Source organism: Vibrio sp. A37, assembly GCF_059777565.1.
Genome location: NZ_JBLNLI010000001.1, coordinates 377103 through 393406 on the forward strand (window position 1 = coordinate 377103; position 16304 = coordinate 393406).

A 16304-nucleotide genomic window follows, 5' to 3' on the forward strand; every position below is an offset into this window, starting at 1 on the left:
AAGCGCCTTACTACTAGCAATTAAAATGCATAGTGAACGCCAACCACAAAGTTGTCGATGGTAGGTACGAATGTGCTGCCGTAGTCGTCATCAGTCTCTTTCAAATAAGAATCACCAAAGTAATGCATATATTCGGCTTGCAGGCTCAGTTGATCGTTAATCTTATAACGCATGCCGATACTCGCAACGGGCCTGTATTCGTGGGATTTGTGAGCTATTGCTAAATAAGAGTTGCTTAAGCCGTCATTTTGCTCAGACATCATGTAAGCAACACCACCCTTGCCGAATACAGAGAACTTCTGAGTAATGTTGTAAGTACCCACTGCGGTCAAATCTATCGCTGAAGTGCTTAATTTCGCTTCTTTATTTAAAACATCGTGTGTAGCTGGTGAAAAGTATGTGTAGCCAAGTTCTGCGCCTAATCCAAAGTCATCACCAATCGCATGCTCGTAGCCTGTCGCAATTCGGCCAGAAAATTCAGTTTGTGACTGATTACTTTCACTTGGTAGTGAAATAACGCCAGCAGGAATAGATTGGTGTGCAGCACCCACGCCACCATCTACGTAAAAGTCTCCAGCGAATGCTGATGCAGTTCCAGCAGCTGATAGTGCTGCAGCTAGTGCGATGCACTTAGCAATATTTGTCTTTTTCATATTAATCATCTTCTCAAATTGTTGTATCGGTAATTACTTACACAAAGGATAAATCTGGTCATTCCAGTTGAAGAGAGCGGAAGATGGTATGTTTGAAATATTTCACTTTGGTTTCAATTTTATTTCAAACATCGTTTTTTATTACAATTTATGGCTATTTATAACCTAGTTAACATACTTGATAATACTGTTAACCATATGATTAAATAGTATTTAACCATGCAGCGTACTAGCTAATTAAAAGATTATTAATATACAAAATAAAAGAAAGTTTTTTGATTATTAATAGTCATTACATAGAAATTTGAATGATTTTAAATTATCAGCCATTTTTCAGGTTTATAAATATCTACATATACATGTTAGTGCGTATTTTAAGTCGATTATCATTTATAAATGATAATCGACTCTACTTAGATTCATTATAAGAGTGGATTTACAATTACAATACGGGGCGCTGATGACGAATTTACCCGTTTATATTTTTGGGTTGTTTAGTTTTTATTACAAACCTTTTGATAATTAACTTGGTGATTAATAGTACAATTTCTGTTAGATTTCGTTCGATTCTAAAGACTCGACATGTTTGTCTTGGTAAATTTTTATGGGTTTTATGGTACGACAGGAATTGATATGTTTGCATCCTTACCTCCTTTAGCGACTTTGTTTATCGCAATTTTGTGTGAAGTATTTGCCACATCTTGGTTGCCAAAAACGGCTGAGTTTACTCGTATCTGGCCTACGGTACTCGTTTTAGTGGGTTATTGTATTGCTTTTTATGCGTTGTCGGTGACAGTCCAGTCATTGCCTTTAGGGGTTGCTTATGCGATATGGTGTGGCGCGGGGATTGTGTTAGTGACTATGATTGGCTGGTTGGTGTATGGGCAAAAGTTGGATGGTTATGCTCTTATCGGAGTAGGGTTGATTTTGCTAGGAACGGTGATTATTAATGTGTTTTCGAGTTCGGCAATACACAAGTAGCGGTTGCTACTTGTGTATTTCTAACTTTTAAGCGTTAGATGACGCTAAAGTCATCGCTGCGACTCTTGATTTTTTGATTCCTCTAAGCATTGATACAGAGATAACGAATGCAATTGCGAGGAAACACATAAATACGTATAGGGCTCCAGTGTAGCTACCGGTAAATTGCTTAGTGTAGGCAATTAGCGTTGGCGCAAACAGTCCTGCGGCTGCCCAAGCTGAAAGTATATATCCGTGAATGACGCCAGGTTGTTTGGTGCCAAAAATATCACCGATATAAGCGGGGACGAGAGAGAAGCCACCACCATAGCAAGATAGTACGGCAAATACCGCAAGTTGGAACTCGATTGGGTTGTGAGTTTTCGTCAAAATGTAGAAGCAGAAAATTTGAATGACGAAAAATAACGTATATACAACTGGTCGACCTAGATAGTCCGATACAAACGCCCAGAAGAAACGACCGATCCCGTTAAACACACTCATGATCATGACCATAAAGGCCGCTGCCGCGAGGGATAGGTTAATTACGTCGTGGCCCATAAATTTAGCAACAGAGATAAGTGCAATACCACAGCATACGTTGATAAATAATAGTAACCACAAGCCGTAAAAACGAGGCCTTCTAAGTGCTTCTGTAGCATTTAGACTTTCTAAATCAGGTGCAAGTTTTTTGCTGCTCGCTTGCTGATTGAAAGATTGAATAAATTCTTCTGAAGGAGCGACCAAGAATCGCGATGAAACGAAAATCAGTACAAAGTAAATTACTCCAAGAATCATCAGTTGGGTAGAAATATCTGTGATGCCGAATGCGGGCAGAATCGTTCTTAAAACGAAAATTTCGATAACAGCGCCGAATCCAAAGCCCATGACGGTCAGTCCCATAGCTAAACCACGTTTATCTGGGAACCACTTAAGCACTGTAGAAACAGGGGTAATGTAGCCGAGACCAATACCTACACCACCAATAGCGCCATAGGTGATATAGAGTAGCCACAAATTATCATGTTTTAGAGCAATACCTGAACCGATCAAGCCTAAGCCAAATAATAGAGCAGACAGCAGACCGGTAAATTTCGGACCTTTTGTTTCAACAATCTTTCCCATGAATGCCGCGGCAATACCTAAGCAAAATATGGCAATAGAGAAAGTTACAGTAATATCACCTAAACCCCAATGGATGTTCGGTTGGTTTTTTATCGCGACTGCGATTTGACTCCACGCATATATTGAACCGATTGATATGTGTATACCAACTGCACACAGAGCATATAGCCATCTTTTATTCATATAAGTACCTACACTTTTAGTCTTTATAATTAGGCGGCTATCGTAATATTAAAGTTGTAAAAAAACATGATTAAGATCAAATGGTTAAAGTGGTCTGAGCTGACGGAAATTAGCAGTTATTACTGCTTTAGTTAAATTAATATTTATTTTTGAAACACAACATATCATTTCTTTTTCTTAGTTTTACTTAAGTTGATATGTTTTTGTTTATAAAGTGTATGTGAAATGATAATAAAGTGTACTAGTTTTTTTTGCTTTATATCTTTTGCTTAGATGATATTTAAAGGCAATATAGTGTGATCTATGTCTCACCGAGGTGTGAAATTTTAAGTACCAATGTATATTTGATTGTTTGCGACCAAATAAAGAGGATTTATAGCTAGCTCGCCTGCTGTTTTATTGGCTCTGGAGTATGAAGCTTTTTCGTGCGCTTTTTATCTTCGTACATGTTTAAGTCTGCTTTTGCCAAGAGCTCGACAATATTAGTCTTTTGACCACGATAAATGGTATAGCCAATACTCAATATCGGTTTGACGGTATTGCCTCGCCATAAAAGTTGGTTACTGCGGAAAACTCGGCGAATATGGTTGATGATTTTTTCGACTATTTCAATATCTCTGACATCTTGTAAAATCACTATGAATTCATCTCCGCCAAATCGTGCGACCTTATCCGAAGCGCGAATGCTTCTTTCCAGTCTTTCTGATACAAATTTCAGCAGTTCGTCTCCTGCTTCATGGCCCAATGTGTCATTGACGATTTTGAAGTCGTTGATATCGATATTCAATATAGTAAACGCTGAGCTATCAGTTCTATGCAGTAAACGATTAATATAATTAAGTATGAATCGTCGGTTTGGCAGCTTTGTCAATTCATCTTGCAATGAGGTTTTGTGAGCGTACTGGTAGTTACGAATGAACAGCGCTAAGGAGATATAAATCAATGTGGCTGTCATAATAGCAACCAGCTGCACAAGTATTTTGGTATTGGTTATTTCTTTTATATTGTTGAGCTGGTACTTCGCCGCTAATAACCATTTGCCACTCGGCAAGTTGATTGGATAGACCAAATCTGGCTTATTAAATACGCTCTCAGAGCCATAAAAAACATCACGCACTTGACCGTCAATTTCGCGCTTTCTGAGTGCGATATTCGCTCCTTGAACATTATTTAAACCAGATTCCTTGATGATAGCTTCATAGTTTAAGACGACGCTTACACTGCCCCAGTAATGACGATTGATAGGGTAGTCACTGAATATCGGGTAACGTGCGATGATGCCTTGACCCCCATTTATTAGTTCAAGCGGCCCAGAAATGTAAACGGCTTGGAGCTGTCTGGCTAACATGATGGCATTGAGCCTTTGTGGCATCGAGGATAGGTCTAACCCTAACGCTTTTTCATTACCTTTACGCGGATAAACATGGGTGATCACATTGTTTTGAATGATGGTTAGGTTTCGGACGTAGCGAGCTTTTAGTAGCAGCTTTCCTGCTATTGTTGGCCAATTCGAAATAGCAAAATTAGGGTCAAGGGTCACTATAGTGACAAGACTGTCACCTAAGTAAACATCAGCGAAAATTGTCGCTTCCAGCTTAGAGCGAACTAATGAAAGGTTTTTTTGGATGCTTTCTTCGCTTTGACGAATAGTTCTTTCAACAAACAAATTAGTCAGGGTGTGGGTTGCAAAAACTGCAATGACCACATATAAAAATGTCACAAGATAAAAGACTAACTTACCGTCGTGTTTGAAGTTGGAAAACATATTGCCTCAGAAACGTCCGTGTTGCTCAGGATGTTTTACTCTACATCATCGTTTCTTTTAGTGTAGTTCAACCATTGCTCTGGGGGTTGTCTATCTTTTGCGACATTAATGGTTGTACCCCAACGTGCTATTTCTGTGATCTTGAGGGAATAAACTTATACGATTAGAGTAATTGCTTTGTTGTATATGGAATCAAGTTTGTACTGGGTTTAATTATTGACTAAATTGATAGTGAGGATTTTGGCGTTTACGGTATGATTTTACGGGTTTTTTTATAAAACTATATGAATATTGAACATTTGAAGCTGTTTGTTCGACTGGCTTCCACTCATAATATTAGTATGGCAGGGCAAGAGCTTGGGCTTTCTCCTGCTGTTGCAAGTTCCCATATTAATAAGTTGGAAGAGGGCTTAGGAGTTCGTCTTGTTCACCGTACAACACGAAAAGTAAGCTTAACAGAGGAAGGGCAAGCCTTTTTGCCTCATGCCGAGGAAGTCCTTAGTTGCATTGAAGTAGCGAAAGCGTCGGTGGGTAGCGGCAGTGTGTCCCCTGAAGGGGTTTTACGAGTGACAGCTCCTGCTTCTTTTGGCCGAATGCATTTAATGCCCGCGTTAAAAGGGTTTATGGCTAAGCACCCTAATTTAAGTGTTGATTTTCGGTTCTCGGATTCTATTGTTGATTTAGTTGAAGGGGGATTTGATATCGCGATTCGAAACGCGGAACTGAAAGACTCTACACTCGTTGCTCGTAAGCTCGCTCCCGATAATCGTATGCTTTGCGCTTCTCCGGAATACGTTGAGAAATTTGGTGAACCGCGTTCACCTGCTGATCTCAATCAACATCGTTGTGTCATACTGCATGGTGTCGAAAATTGGCAATTTCAGTCAAATGATGGGCCAATTAATGTTCGACCAAAGGGGTATTTTAAATCTGACAACGGAGAGGCGGTTAGAGAAGCATGTGCGAGTGGTATTGGCTTAACTATCAATGCTACATGGAGTGCTTACAAGCAGCTTAAAACAGGTGAATTAGTGCAAGTTTTGAAAGATTATCCACTAATTTCAGAAACCGCAATCTGGGCGGTATATCCAAGTTCACGTTTACTTGCTCCTAAAGTGAGAGCTTTTATTGACTATTTCAGTGATTACTATGGCGACCCGCCTTATTGGGATAATCACTTAGCAGGGCTTTAAGGGCAAACTCGTCTGTTGCTTGATACCGCATTTTCCGCTGGCTCGATAAAGCCACTTCAATGATGGTTTCAATCGTTTGAATCACTTGGCTTGTTTTTTCTGGGTTCAGTGCGTCAGGATGAGGGTTGTCAAAGCGGCCAGTGTCGTTGTCAAAGTATTTGCCTGCGGCATCAATAAAGTCATTAGAAAGTGCTGCTCGACACAACACATATGCGCCAATTCTTATGTCTTTTCCAGAAACACCGTAAGCATTCTGAACCATCTTACTGCCCAAAAACGAGGCGGGATTGACTGAGACAATCATTGGACCGTCACTCCCTACAGCCTTAGCCATCTCCTGAGTCCACATAGTGATAGCTAACTTACTCTGTGCGTAGGCATCTCCATCAGACAAACGTTTTTCTCCTTTCAATGCCTCGATGCTGACGGTTGCTTGAGCCGCAGAAGAAACATTTACCACTCGGCCGTCCGTACCAAATAGTGGCAGCAGCTCTTTGGTGAGTAGGTAAGGTGCAATGGTGTTGACAGCAAACCTCACGTCAAGTCCATCATCGGACATATAATTATGAGTGGTAAAAACACCTGCATTGTTGATGAGCACGTCGATTTGGCCGTGTCTTTCGCATATTTCGACAACAAGATTTTGTACTTCAGAGAGGCGAGAAAGGTCTGCGAGATAAGCTTCTACGTTGTTGTCCCCGTATATACCAGATAAGTTTTGTAGGAGCAGCTCAAGCTTACTTGGGTTTCTGCCATGTAGCAGTACATGGGCTCCTTTTTCGAGCAGCATTTTTGCCGTTTCTAATCCAATTCCGTCTGTTGATCCGGTAATGAGTACAACCTTGCCCATAGTCGCTTTCCAATAAGTAACTCTTATTAAAAAGACTAGTTTGGTTTGTATTTGTGCACTATCTATTTGAGGCGAGAAACAGTTTCAAGAGGAGTTTAATAATGATATGACCTCAACGAAGTAGGGCGTTGAGGCCATTTTTTATCAAGCAGTTATAAAACTGGAAGTAGATTTAAGCTGGCCATAAAACCAAGTACTACTAGTGCTGCACCGAAGCATGCTAATAAGACAAGTAATCCATATCCACCAGCAACCCGATAGGTGGTGACTGACTTTTGCTTGTCTTGACGACGACGAATAGACCAAACCATTGCAACAGGAATGATTAGAAGTAAAAGTGCCTGTAAACCAGCCGCATATTCCAACGCACTTTGGAATAGAGCGGGTAAGAATAGAGAAACCAGTAGTGGCGGTAGGTAGGTGATTGCAATACTTTTTTTACGATCAGCTTTGGTGGTGCCGATCTTACACAGGTCTCTCATATAATCGTGCAGCGCGAGCGTCAAAGACAAGAACGTTGTCATTACCGCGACATTGGTGAATAGACCCATCATCATGCTACTTAAATGAACCGTCGAATGGTTGCCTAGCATAACGAACAGGTCGCCAATGTCATTCGCTGAGTGGCTCTTTAAAAAATGAGCGAAGCTTGGTGTGCCAAAGCGAGGCAAAATACCAAGAATAACCACCAACCAAAGCAAATAAATAACGAGTGGCAAAAAGCTTCCAATTACGATGGCTTTACGGATTTCCTTGATGTCTTTGTCTAGGTAGCTAAACATACTAGGAACCATAATTTGTAAGCCAAATGAGAAAAATAAAATGGGTATCGCAAACCACAGATACGGCATGGTATGTGTTATATCAAACAAATTTACAGCTCGTACATCCGGCATCAAGATCGCAGCAAGTATGACAAAGCATATCCCTTTTACTGAAAGAAGTACGCGGTTACTTATATCAACTGCTCGATGCCCTTTATAGACGATGCCACCTAAAATAAGGATAAATGCTACTGCGGTCACCCAGCTTGGCAAATGTACACCTGCCTGAGCAAGAATGGCGGTAAGGATTGAGGCGCCTCCACTTGTATATGCCGCAGCAACAGAGTAAAGCAGTACCACATAAGCCAACATACCAATGATTTGGCCTAGTTTGCCTAACGTCAAAGAGTACATTGAGTCAAAATTGAGCTCTTTTTCTGGGTAAGCGGCTAATACCTCGACAATCAGAAGTGATGCTATCATTGAAACTAGCCAGCAAAGCGTAATCACAACGCTTGTGGCAACAAAACCAAGCCCTGCGGTTGATAATGGTAGCGCTAATATACCAGCGCCTACACAGTTACCGGTAAAGATTAAACTGCTTCCGAGTGTTTTAGATTTCATGTGCAATACTCTAGAAATTTATAAATGTCACATTTAAAGTGAAAAATTGCTCGCAACCCAATTTCTAACCTATCTATTGGTTGTGATATGGGAACTTATCCAATTTATCCCTAAGCAATATGAGGATACTTGGGGTTACAACGCGCCCGAGTATACGCAAAGGTTAATGAATTTCCAATTTGTAATTGCTGGCTAGTACAAAAAGCTGATGACTGAAAATTTGGTTCAGTTTTTTACCAAATGATGTTGTATATAAAACGTTATTATTTCATTGATTGTTATGTGATTATTTAGTAAAAGTATCTCTGAAGTGGCGGGTAGGTTTTGTTACTTCAAAGCACTTGCATTCAAGGAGTGAATAATCTTTCTATTTTTTTAGGTTGGTGCATAAAAACAACATTTCATGTCGTTTTATGCCCTTTCGTGTAGACAGAAACGTCTCCGAAGGAAAAGGAGAGCAATCCTTATACTCAAGCAACTTTATCCGATTAGATGATTGAGTACTGAACATAAAAATAAATGAGAGAGTAAAGAAAATGAGCCAAGTTACATTTAAAGGTGAACCAGTAAACGTATCAGGTACATTCGTTCAAGTTGGCACTCAAGCTCCTGAATTCACTTTAACATCGTCAACACTTTCTGACATTCAGTTATCTGACCTGCGTGGTAAGAAAGTTGTGCTGAATATCTTCCCAAGCATTGATACTCCAGTTTGTGCCACGAGCGTTCGTAAGTTCAACGAAGCGGCTGCAAGCCTAGATAACACAACGGTTCTTTGTATCTCTGCTGATTTGCCTTTTGCTTCTGGACGTTTCTGTGAAGCTGAAGGGCTTGAAGACGTTCAAACTGCTTCATTCTTCCGTTCTCAGTCCTTTGCTGAAGACTACGGTGTAAATATTAATGAAGGTGCTCTAAAAGGTTTGGCAGCTCGCGCAGTCGTCGTTCTTAATGAGGAAGGTCTGATCACTCACAGTGAGCTAGTTTCAGAAATTACTAACGAACCAAGCTATGAATCTGCGCTAGAAGCGGCTAAAAAAGCATAACCTTCAATAGGGTTTGTTAACTTTTTAGGTTAACAGGTTGCACATATTGGGGCTGCACGGATGTGGCCTTTAGCCATCCTCGATTATCAATATCTCAAAAATGTCAGATGATCATTGTCCAAAGAAAATGGACACCCTTAAAGCAATACATTGTCCATGAAATATATCTCTTCTAGAGCTTATTTTCATAAATCGTACATTAAATTTCTCATAACCGTACAAGAAAATTAATGAATTAGTTTCTTTAAATAGGGATATAGGTACTTATTTATTAAGTATTGAGTACTGTAAATAATTATAGTGATTGACCGTACTATTTTACACCTATATCGTTGATTTAAAAGTATTGAAGGTAAATTAAATGAGTAACTGAGTAAATTAAATTTGATTAATTTCTTTTAATGTTTCAGAATCTGTGACCTTTAATACAATAACTATTTTCACTTAGACACTCACGGTTATATACATGACTGATAAGCAAAGGTATTGGATATTTATTATCTTTTACTTCATTTTTTTTTATATCTGTTTATCTATAGTTCGACCTATTTGGAATCCAGATGAAGTTCGATATGCGGAAATGGCGCGAGAAATGTTGTCTTCTGGACAGTGGATTGAGCCTCATTTTAATGGGTTACTGTATTTTGAAAAGCCCGTTTTAACTTACTGGTTTAATGGTTTTTTTATATGGCTGTTTGGGTTAAATAATCTTTCTATTAGGCTAACTTCAATATTCAGTGCTGTATTGATGTGTATGTCTGTTTGGACATTTGCTAAATGTTACCTTGGGAAGCGCAGCGCCCGATATAGTTTACTTGTTTTTATCTCTAGCTTATATGTTGTTGTAGAAGGCAGCTACTCTGCGACCGATGCCTTATTTTCAGCATGGGTAACGATCTCTTTAGTTGCTCTTTATCCTCTTATTTTTTCTCCTACGGTGAGAGGGTATTTTGTATTTGGTTTGGTATGCGGGCTTGGTTTTTTAACTAAAGGATTTATTGCTCTAGCACTGCCATTTATTGTCGGTGTTGCCGCAGCTATCCGGTTTAAGGTTTTGGGTAAGATGTGCAAGTTTGGCAGTATTGCGATTCTTGGTGCTCTTGTTGTTAGTCTTCCATGGAGTATAGCGATAGCAATCAAGAACCCTGACTATTGGCACTATTTCTTCTGGGTTCAAAATATTCAAAGGTTTTTTTCCGGTCACCATGCTCAGCACCCTCACCCTATTTGGTATTTTGTTCCAATTATATGGGCAGGTTTGTTACCTTGGAGTGGCTTTTTAGTTTCTTCTCTAAGGGCATGTTTTAAAAATAAAGTACGTAACAGTAAACCAATTGAATACCTATTGCTGTGGTCACTGTTAGTCACTTTGTTTTTCTCACTGTCAGATGGAAAACTTTCGAGCTATATTTTGCCCGCGATGCCAGCTTTTGCAATTCTATTAGGGCATGGTATTTCTAGGCTCGCTAAACTCAAGCAGCTACCCAAAGACGGAATATTGGTCAACGCGCTACTATCCTCGATAGGCTTAGCATATGTCATTTACGAACTATTCTGGGGAAAATCTCTATTCTTGACTAAGTTTGATCAAGTCTCAGCGGTACTGATGGTTGTATCTATGTCCGTTTGGCTCGTGCTAACCCTCATTCCAATTGCTCCAGCTAAAAAAATAACGGTTCTCGCTATTGCAGCATCTGGGTTACTCGTGACTGCCTCTGTAGCAATGCCGTCGAAAGTGGCAAAGGCGAGTATCAATCCTGCGCTATTTTCTCGGGTTACCCCTTATCTAGACAAGAATACGGAGGTTTACTCAACGGCAGAGTGGGTGGGGGCGATGGATTTACAAAATAACATTACTCATACCAATATTCTTGGTGGAGCAGGTGAGTTTGCGTACGGTCTAAAAAACCATAATCCCGGTGTTAAACAGTTATCAGTAAGAGAGTTTACTCACTTAGTTGATGCAAAAGAGCGTCCTCGTGTCGTGGTGCTTCTAAGTAATGACGAAGCCAAAGGTTTTAATTTACCGAAAGCAGACAGAGAATTCTCAGATGGTAACCTGACCGTACTGATTTATTCAGCTGGTTTAAACCAAGCGGAGTAGACGTGTTTCTATCTCTTTCTTCGCTCAGGTTTTAAAGGTTGCAAGGACGCAGCCAGTGCTCTTTCTCAATACTACAGAATTAGCTACTCACTTTTACCACAGAATCGCGTCTTACTACGGTCGGAGAAAAGCGCAATGGCTCTGGTTCAGGTTGTTTATCCTTGGCTAAATCCAAAGCAATGCTCATTGCTTTTTCTGCCATCATTTCAATTGGATAACGGACAGTTGTAAGTTTTGGGTGTACATAACGTGCAATTAAGCCGTCATCAAAGCCCACGATCGAAAGTTGGTCAGGAATGGCGATACCATTCTCATTGGCAGTGGCTAACGCTCCGGCGGCCATATTATCGTTGTAAGCAACGACGGCAGTCATCTCTAACGACTTTGTGAGCAAATTGGACATGGCTAGTTCGCCCCCTTCACTGTCGGGTGAGCCGTACTCTACGTAGCTTTTTGGCAGTTCAATATTGTGCTCTTTCAGTGCCGCCAGATAGCCTCGAGTGCGCTCGGTAGCATCTTCAATATCGTGATTGGAGCTGACACAGGCAATTTTAGTGTGGCCGTGACGAATGAGATATTCGGTTGCTAAAAACGAGCCTTTGTAGTTGTCTAGTGAAACACATCGGCCTTCGAGCTCATCAATATGACGATTGATGATCACCATGCTTTTAACCTCATTTGCGTAACTAATGAGTTCTTTATCTGTCAGTCCTTTTGCATGGATAATGAGAGCATCACAGCGATTGTTAATTAAAAGTTCGATGGCTTCTTTTTCTTGTTGCGCATCGTGGTATCCATTGCCAATGAGCGTATGTTTATCATTTTCTCGAGCAATTCTATCTACCGACTTCACCAAGGTACCAAAAAACGGATCGGACACGTCACTCACTAACACGCCAACGGTATTGGAGTTTTGGCTGACTAAGGCTTTCGCAGCGGCATTTGGGCGATAACCGAGCTTGCTCATCGCTTTATTGACAGCCTCGAAAGCGGATTGGCTAGCTTTCGGTGACTTGTTAATCACTCTAGAAACCGTCGCGATAGATACTCCAGCTTCTTTTGCTACGTCTTTAATGGTTGACATTATTTACCTCAACAGCTCTTTAAGAGCGCTTAACTGACTTTTGTTTAATTGTAACCGTTTTCACATTTGTATGAGAGTAGTTTGTTGTGACCAAAGTAAAATTTAGCCATCTGTTGGAGGAAAGTAAACATATTTTGTAATCGTTTACATTTCTTTAATAAATGATAAAAACGCCTAAACTATAAATAGTTATTGCAAAAATAATGGATTATGCATGAAAAAATATTGGCTAGTTATAATTGTTGCTGCGTTCGCTTTTAATTCTCATGCAGCGAAAAAGTATGTTAGGTACCAATATCAAGGAGAAGAATCTTATGGGCTAGTAACAGGGAATCAGATTCAACCTTTGCTTGGTGATATTTTTAGCAAGGTTGAGCCGATAGGAAAGCCAATCTCATTGTCTGAGGTAGGTTTGTTGCTCCCGGTCAAATCAAATAAGGTCTTTGCTGTCGGTATGAATTACGCGAGTCATTTACCCTCTAATTCAAGTCAACCACCGCCCATTTTTTCTAAGTTAGTCTCCTCTCTAGTACTATCGGGAGATACGGTGACACTACCTTCGGACGCCCAAAATGTGCACTTTGAGGGGGAGTTGGTGCTTGTTATTGGCAAGTCACTACATAAAGCAAGTCAAGCGGAAGCAGAGGCTGCTATTTTTGGTGTTCTTGTAGGAAATGACATCACTGAGCGAAATTGGCAGGGGTCGGATCTTCAGTGGACAAGAGCTAAATCCAGTAACGGATTTGGCCCTGTTAGCCCTGAAATCGCGACGGGGCTAGATATTAACGATCTCACTATTACGACACGCTTAAACGGTGAAATTGTTCAGCAGGAAAGCACTGCCAACATGATACATAAACCCACCAAAGTGGTGAGTTATTTGAGTCAGTATTTCACTTTAATGCCCGGCGACTTAGTATTTATGGGGACACCAGGACGTACTCAGGCGATTAAGAGTGGAGATGAGGTGAGGGTATCAATTAAAAGTGTCGGTGAAGTTATCAATATATTTGAATAAACCATCCTTGGTTTCAGGATTTAAAAGAAAGTGTTAGTGGTGGAAGCAGTGGCTTTGAGTCGGAAAGTCATTGCTACGCACCTCGTTTGAGTATTCAGTAAATACAGCGTCGATGGTTTTGCGTAAGTCTATATATTGCTTGGCAAATTTTGGTTTAAAGCCCGAATAAAGTCCTAGTACATCTTCGGTGACTAGGACTTGGCCATCACAGCTTGGAGAAGCGCCAATACCTATGGTAGGAATATTTATTGAGCGGGTTATTGCCGTGGCTGTGTCTTCGTAAACACCTTCAACGAGTAGAGCAAACGCTCCAATAGACTCAAATGCTTTAGCTTGTTCTATCAATTTATTTTTATCGCTTTCTGTCTTGCCTTGTATTTTAAAGCCACCCAGCGCGTTCATTTGCTGCGGTTTCAACCCTATATGCGGTAACACGGGTATGCCTCTTTCAATCAAGAAAGAAACGGTTTCTATTCCTTCCATGCCAGTTTCAATTTTGACGGCTTGAGCCCCTGTTTCAGCTAAAATACGTTTTGCATGTTGAAACGCTTTTTCTTTCGATTCCTCATGAGTACCGAACGGCATATCGACGACGACTAATGCCTGTTTTGTACCTCTGACAACAGCAGAACCATGTGCGATCATCATGTCTAAGGTCACTGATAGGGTAGAGTCTAACCCGTAAGCGACCATTCCTAGTGAGTCACCGACAATAATTACATCGACATGTTGGTCCATGAGCTCTGCCATGAAGGTTGTGTACGCCGTAAGAGCAACAATTTTTTTCTTGTCTTTTTGATTCTTGATATCATTTATTGAAACTTTTCTGCTTTTGTCATGAACACTCATAAATAATCCTAACTGTAATACTTCGTTGTTTTTTGAATGGAACTTCGGCTTTTATTCACTTTTGTCGATTTCTTTATTTGGGTTAGCCCAACCCCAACCAAGATAAACACTCCGGATACCAATTGCATGGAGCTGATTGGTTCGCTTAGAATGAAATAGGATAAAACCGCACTGATTAGAGGTAAAAAATTCATAAATACCGAGCACTTATATGCGCCGATTCGCTCAATGCCTTTCATCCAGAGATATGGCGCTATCACTGACGCAAGTATTCCCGCATAGCCAATTAAACCAAAGGCTCTACTATTAAAAGTTGTCGGTTGTGCGAAGAAAATAAATATCGGTAATAAAATAGCGACAGCACAAATAATTTGACCATATAGAGAGGTCCAAGCGGTAAGACGGATTTTATCTTCCCATTTTTTTATAAGGACGCTATATAGCGCGTAACTGCCTACGGCAATAACCATTAAAACATCACCAACTTTTAGTCCTTCACTGACTATATTGGATAAGTTGCCATTGGAGACAAACGCTAGTACACCGACTAGAGAAACGATAAGCCCCAGAAACTCATAAAAAGAAGATTTTTTGTTATACAAAATAAACGTGATGGCTAAAGTAAATGCTGGGAAAAGCGCGAGGATCACGCTTGACTGCATTGCGGAAATTGTATGTACCGAAAAATACGCTAAACACTGATACGAAACCATCCCAAGAAAACCCAAAATAAACAGCTTCCAAAAGTGGCGTACGAACTGTCTGCGATGCTTTAGTAAGTTAGGTAGACAAAAAGGGGTAAGAATTAAACCCGCAACAAGCCATCTATAAAATGAAATCGCATCGGGGCCAATTACCCCAACCGCCATTTTATTCACTATCATATTTCCCGCCCAAATAAGGACAGCGATGATAGGGATTAAATTAATCATGATTTTCTCCTAAGGGAGCGTCAAATTTGATTTGTTTACAAGATATAAAATCTTGACCGATACCCATAAGTGTCTCGACGTGAGTTGGATATGCGTATATCTTAGTGTTGTCTCATAAAATTTATATAGATAATTTAAGACAATCTATTAACAGAAGAAGACATATTGTTTCTTGTACGGTTTAAATATTGTTCAGAAATATTTAAAACCAAATGCCTCCAATCGTATACCGCCATTGCCAACCTGTAAAAACAGCCAAACGGTTAGAGTCCAAACTTCTTTACCACTTGAAACGAGTAAAGCCAATTTATTACAGTGAATGTGTGGTAAGTCGATGTGTAAAAACGTAACCTTCTATCATTTGCTTGAATACGGTGAGTCGTATAAAAGTGAAATGCTTTCAAGTATCGACACACAGAAATAGAAGGAAAGTATGCTAGATATTTTAATTACTCAGTTTGTGCTGCTGTGGGCTGTCATTGACCCCATTGGTTCAGTTCCCGTTTTTTTATCTCGAACCTCTCATTTAAATGAAAAGCAAAAACGTATTGTGGCCCTAGAAGCCGTAGGTATATCAGCGGCGATATTAATTTTCTTCCTTGTGGCAGGACAATTCTTGTTGGAGGCCATGCAAGTTCCTTTGCCAGCATTTCAGGTAGCTGGTGGCCTTGTATTACTATTGTTTGCTCTGACAATGATTTTTGGTGAATCAAAACCTGATGTTGAAACGAAATTGTGTGAGAAAGGGATGAACAATGTATGTCGTAGCCAATTATCACAGTTGGCGGTGTATCCTCTTGCCGTCCCTTCCATAGCGAGCCCCGGAGCCATGATGGCGGTTGTACTTCTGACAGACAATAATCGATACAGTCTTATACATCAGATGATGTCAGGCGGCATCATGATGCTGGTTTTGCTTGTCACTCTTGCGCTGTTACTTTGTGCGAACCTAATCGATAAGGTAATCGGTAATGTTGGGGCTATGATTATTAGCCGAGTCATGGGGCTGATCCTAGCTTCTGTCGCAGTCACCAACCTTTTAGAAGGGATTGTGAAATTCTATCATTCGATTTAACAGTGCTCTTTTCGACGATTAACGCCACCTTAAGCTGAGGTGGCTGCCTGCTGTTAAAACGCTAGTCCCTATAAAATAAAGA

14 protein-coding genes are annotated in these 16304 nt (G+C 40.3%); 6 read left to right on the plus strand and 8 right to left on the minus strand.

Going from position 1 to position 16304, the window contains the following annotated elements:
• Window positions 1-20 precede the first annotated feature (20 nt).
• Window positions 21-653: an outer membrane beta-barrel protein gene (locus tag ACM2FC_RS01600; protein WP_498479074.1), complete on the minus strand. Its 633-nt coding sequence runs from the start codon at window positions 651-653 to the stop codon at window positions 21-23.
• A 582-nt stretch (window positions 654-1235) separates the two neighbouring features.
• On the opposite strand from ACM2FC_RS01600, the gene ACM2FC_RS01605 reads away from it, so the two are divergent.
• Complete coding sequence (locus ACM2FC_RS01605; RefSeq protein WP_498479075.1) at window positions 1236-1634, plus strand: DMT family transporter; 399 nt, start codon at window positions 1236-1238, stop codon at window positions 1632-1634.
• Between the two features lie 27 nt (window positions 1635-1661).
• Here ACM2FC_RS01605 and ACM2FC_RS01610 read toward each other — a convergent pair whose 3' ends face one another.
• Together ACM2FC_RS01610 and ACM2FC_RS01615 are read right to left on the minus strand one after the other, a co-directional pair.
• Window positions 1662-2921: an L-lactate MFS transporter gene (locus tag ACM2FC_RS01610; protein WP_498479076.1), complete on the minus strand. Its 1260-nt coding sequence runs from the start codon at window positions 2919-2921 to the stop codon at window positions 1662-1664.
• Between the two features lie 379 nt (window positions 2922-3300).
• The gene (locus ACM2FC_RS01615; protein WP_498479077.1) at window positions 3301-4686 is read right to left on the minus strand and encodes a diguanylate cyclase; all 1386 of its coding nucleotides are present in this window, start codon (window positions 4684-4686) and stop codon (window positions 3301-3303) included.
• A 284-nt stretch (window positions 4687-4970) separates the two neighbouring features.
• Between ACM2FC_RS01615 and ACM2FC_RS01620 the strand changes: the two genes are divergently transcribed.
• A complete protein-coding gene (locus ACM2FC_RS01620; RefSeq protein ID WP_498479078.1) occupies window positions 4971-5879 on the plus strand; it encodes a LysR family transcriptional regulator in 909 nt (302 codons plus the stop codon).
• Here ACM2FC_RS01620 and ACM2FC_RS01625 read toward each other — a convergent pair.
• Both ACM2FC_RS01625 and ACM2FC_RS01630 read right to left on the minus strand, forming a co-directional pair.
• Window positions 5824-6729, minus strand: a complete 906-nt coding sequence (locus tag ACM2FC_RS01625; RefSeq protein ID WP_498479079.1) for an SDR family NAD(P)-dependent oxidoreductase — start codon at window positions 6727-6729, stop codon at window positions 5824-5826. The two genes, ACM2FC_RS01620 and ACM2FC_RS01625, sit on opposite strands and share 56 nt — an antisense overlap.
• Before the next feature lie 152 nt (window positions 6730-6881).
• Window positions 6882-8117, minus strand: coding sequence for an amino acid permease (locus tag ACM2FC_RS01630; RefSeq protein ID WP_498479080.1), 1236 nt, complete (start codon window positions 8115-8117; stop codon window positions 6882-6884).
• 536 nt (window positions 8118-8653) lie between these two features.
• Between ACM2FC_RS01630 and tpx the strand changes: the two genes are divergently transcribed.
• Both tpx and ACM2FC_RS01640 read left to right on the plus strand, forming a co-directional pair.
• Window positions 8654-9160, plus strand: coding sequence for a thiol peroxidase (tpx, locus tag ACM2FC_RS01635; protein WP_498479081.1), 507 nt, complete (start codon window positions 8654-8656; stop codon window positions 9158-9160).
• Between the two features lie 466 nt (window positions 9161-9626).
• Entirely contained in the window at window positions 9627-11264 is a 1638-nt protein-coding gene (locus ACM2FC_RS01640) for a glycosyltransferase family 39 protein (RefSeq protein ID WP_498479082.1), read from the plus strand.
• Window positions 11265-11343: 79 nt separating this feature from the next.
• Here ACM2FC_RS01640 and ACM2FC_RS01645 read toward each other — a convergent pair whose 3' ends face one another.
• Window positions 11344-12348, minus strand: coding sequence for a substrate-binding domain-containing protein (locus ACM2FC_RS01645; protein ID WP_498479083.1), 1005 nt, complete (start codon window positions 12346-12348; stop codon window positions 11344-11346).
• Between the two features lie 214 nt (window positions 12349-12562).
• Here ACM2FC_RS01645 and ACM2FC_RS01650 point away from each other — a divergent pair, with 214 nt between their 5' ends.
• A complete protein-coding gene (locus ACM2FC_RS01650) occupies window positions 12563-13366 on the plus strand; it encodes a fumarylacetoacetate hydrolase family protein (protein ID WP_498479084.1) in 804 nt (267 codons plus the stop codon).
• 33 nt (window positions 13367-13399) lie between these two features.
• Here the strand turns inward: ACM2FC_RS01650 and panB are convergent, their stop codons facing one another.
• Both panB and ACM2FC_RS01660 read right to left on the minus strand, forming a co-directional pair.
• On the minus strand, window positions 13400-14215 hold the full coding sequence (gene panB, locus ACM2FC_RS01655) for a 3-methyl-2-oxobutanoate hydroxymethyltransferase (protein WP_498479085.1): 816 nt from the start codon (window positions 14213-14215) through the stop codon (window positions 13400-13402).
• A gap of 8 nt (window positions 14216-14223) precedes the next feature.
• The gene (locus ACM2FC_RS01660; protein ID WP_498479086.1) at window positions 14224-15147 is read right to left on the minus strand and encodes a DMT family transporter; all 924 of its coding nucleotides are present in this window, start codon (window positions 15145-15147) and stop codon (window positions 14224-14226) included.
• Window positions 15148-15580: 433 nt separating this feature from the next.
• On the opposite strand from ACM2FC_RS01660, the gene ACM2FC_RS01665 reads away from it, so the two are divergent.
• Window positions 15581-16222, plus strand: a complete 642-nt coding sequence (locus ACM2FC_RS01665) for a MarC family protein (RefSeq protein ID WP_498479087.1) — start codon at window positions 15581-15583, stop codon at window positions 16220-16222.
• The last annotated feature ends 82 nt before the right edge of the window (window positions 16223-16304 follow it).

What these genes read in the sequence shown, in the direction of transcription:
- ACM2FC_RS01600 (WP_498479074.1), bottom strand. Translation starts at nt 653, where the DNA reads ATGAAAAAGACAAATATTGCTAAGTGCATCGCACTAGCTGCAGCACTA.
- ACM2FC_RS01605 (WP_498479075.1), top strand. Translation starts at nt 1,236, where the DNA reads ATGTTTGTCTTGGTAAATTTTTATGGGTTTTATGGTACGACAGGAATT.
- ACM2FC_RS01610 (WP_498479076.1), bottom strand. Translation starts at nt 2,921, where the DNA reads ATGAATAAAAGATGGCTATATGCTCTGTGTGCAGTTGGTATACACATA.
- ACM2FC_RS01615 (WP_498479077.1), bottom strand. Translation starts at nt 4,686, where the DNA reads ATGTTTTCCAACTTCAAACACGACGGTAAGTTAGTCTTTTATCTTGTG.
- ACM2FC_RS01620 (WP_498479078.1), top strand. Translation starts at nt 4,971, where the DNA reads ATGAATATTGAACATTTGAAGCTGTTTGTTCGACTGGCTTCCACTCAT.
- ACM2FC_RS01625 (WP_498479079.1), bottom strand. Translation starts at nt 6,729, where the DNA reads ATGGGCAAGGTTGTACTCATTACCGGATCAACAGACGGAATTGGATTA.
- ACM2FC_RS01630 (WP_498479080.1), bottom strand. Translation starts at nt 8,117, where the DNA reads ATGAAATCTAAAACACTCGGAAGCAGTTTAATCTTTACCGGTAACTGT.
- tpx (WP_498479081.1), top strand. Translation starts at nt 8,654, where the DNA reads ATGAGCCAAGTTACATTTAAAGGTGAACCAGTAAACGTATCAGGTACA.
- ACM2FC_RS01640 (WP_498479082.1), top strand. Translation starts at nt 9,627, where the DNA reads ATGACTGATAAGCAAAGGTATTGGATATTTATTATCTTTTACTTCATT.
- ACM2FC_RS01645 (WP_498479083.1), bottom strand. Translation starts at nt 12,348, where the DNA reads ATGTCAACCATTAAAGACGTAGCAAAAGAAGCTGGAGTATCTATCGCG.
- ACM2FC_RS01650 (WP_498479084.1), top strand. Translation starts at nt 12,563, where the DNA reads ATGAAAAAATATTGGCTAGTTATAATTGTTGCTGCGTTCGCTTTTAAT.
- panB (WP_498479085.1), bottom strand. Translation starts at nt 14,215, where the DNA reads ATGAGTGTTCATGACAAAAGCAGAAAAGTTTCAATAAATGATATCAAG.
- ACM2FC_RS01660 (WP_498479086.1), bottom strand. Translation starts at nt 15,147, where the DNA reads ATGATTAATTTAATCCCTATCATCGCTGTCCTTATTTGGGCGGGAAAT.
- ACM2FC_RS01665 (WP_498479087.1), top strand. Translation starts at nt 15,581, where the DNA reads ATGCTAGATATTTTAATTACTCAGTTTGTGCTGCTGTGGGCTGTCATT.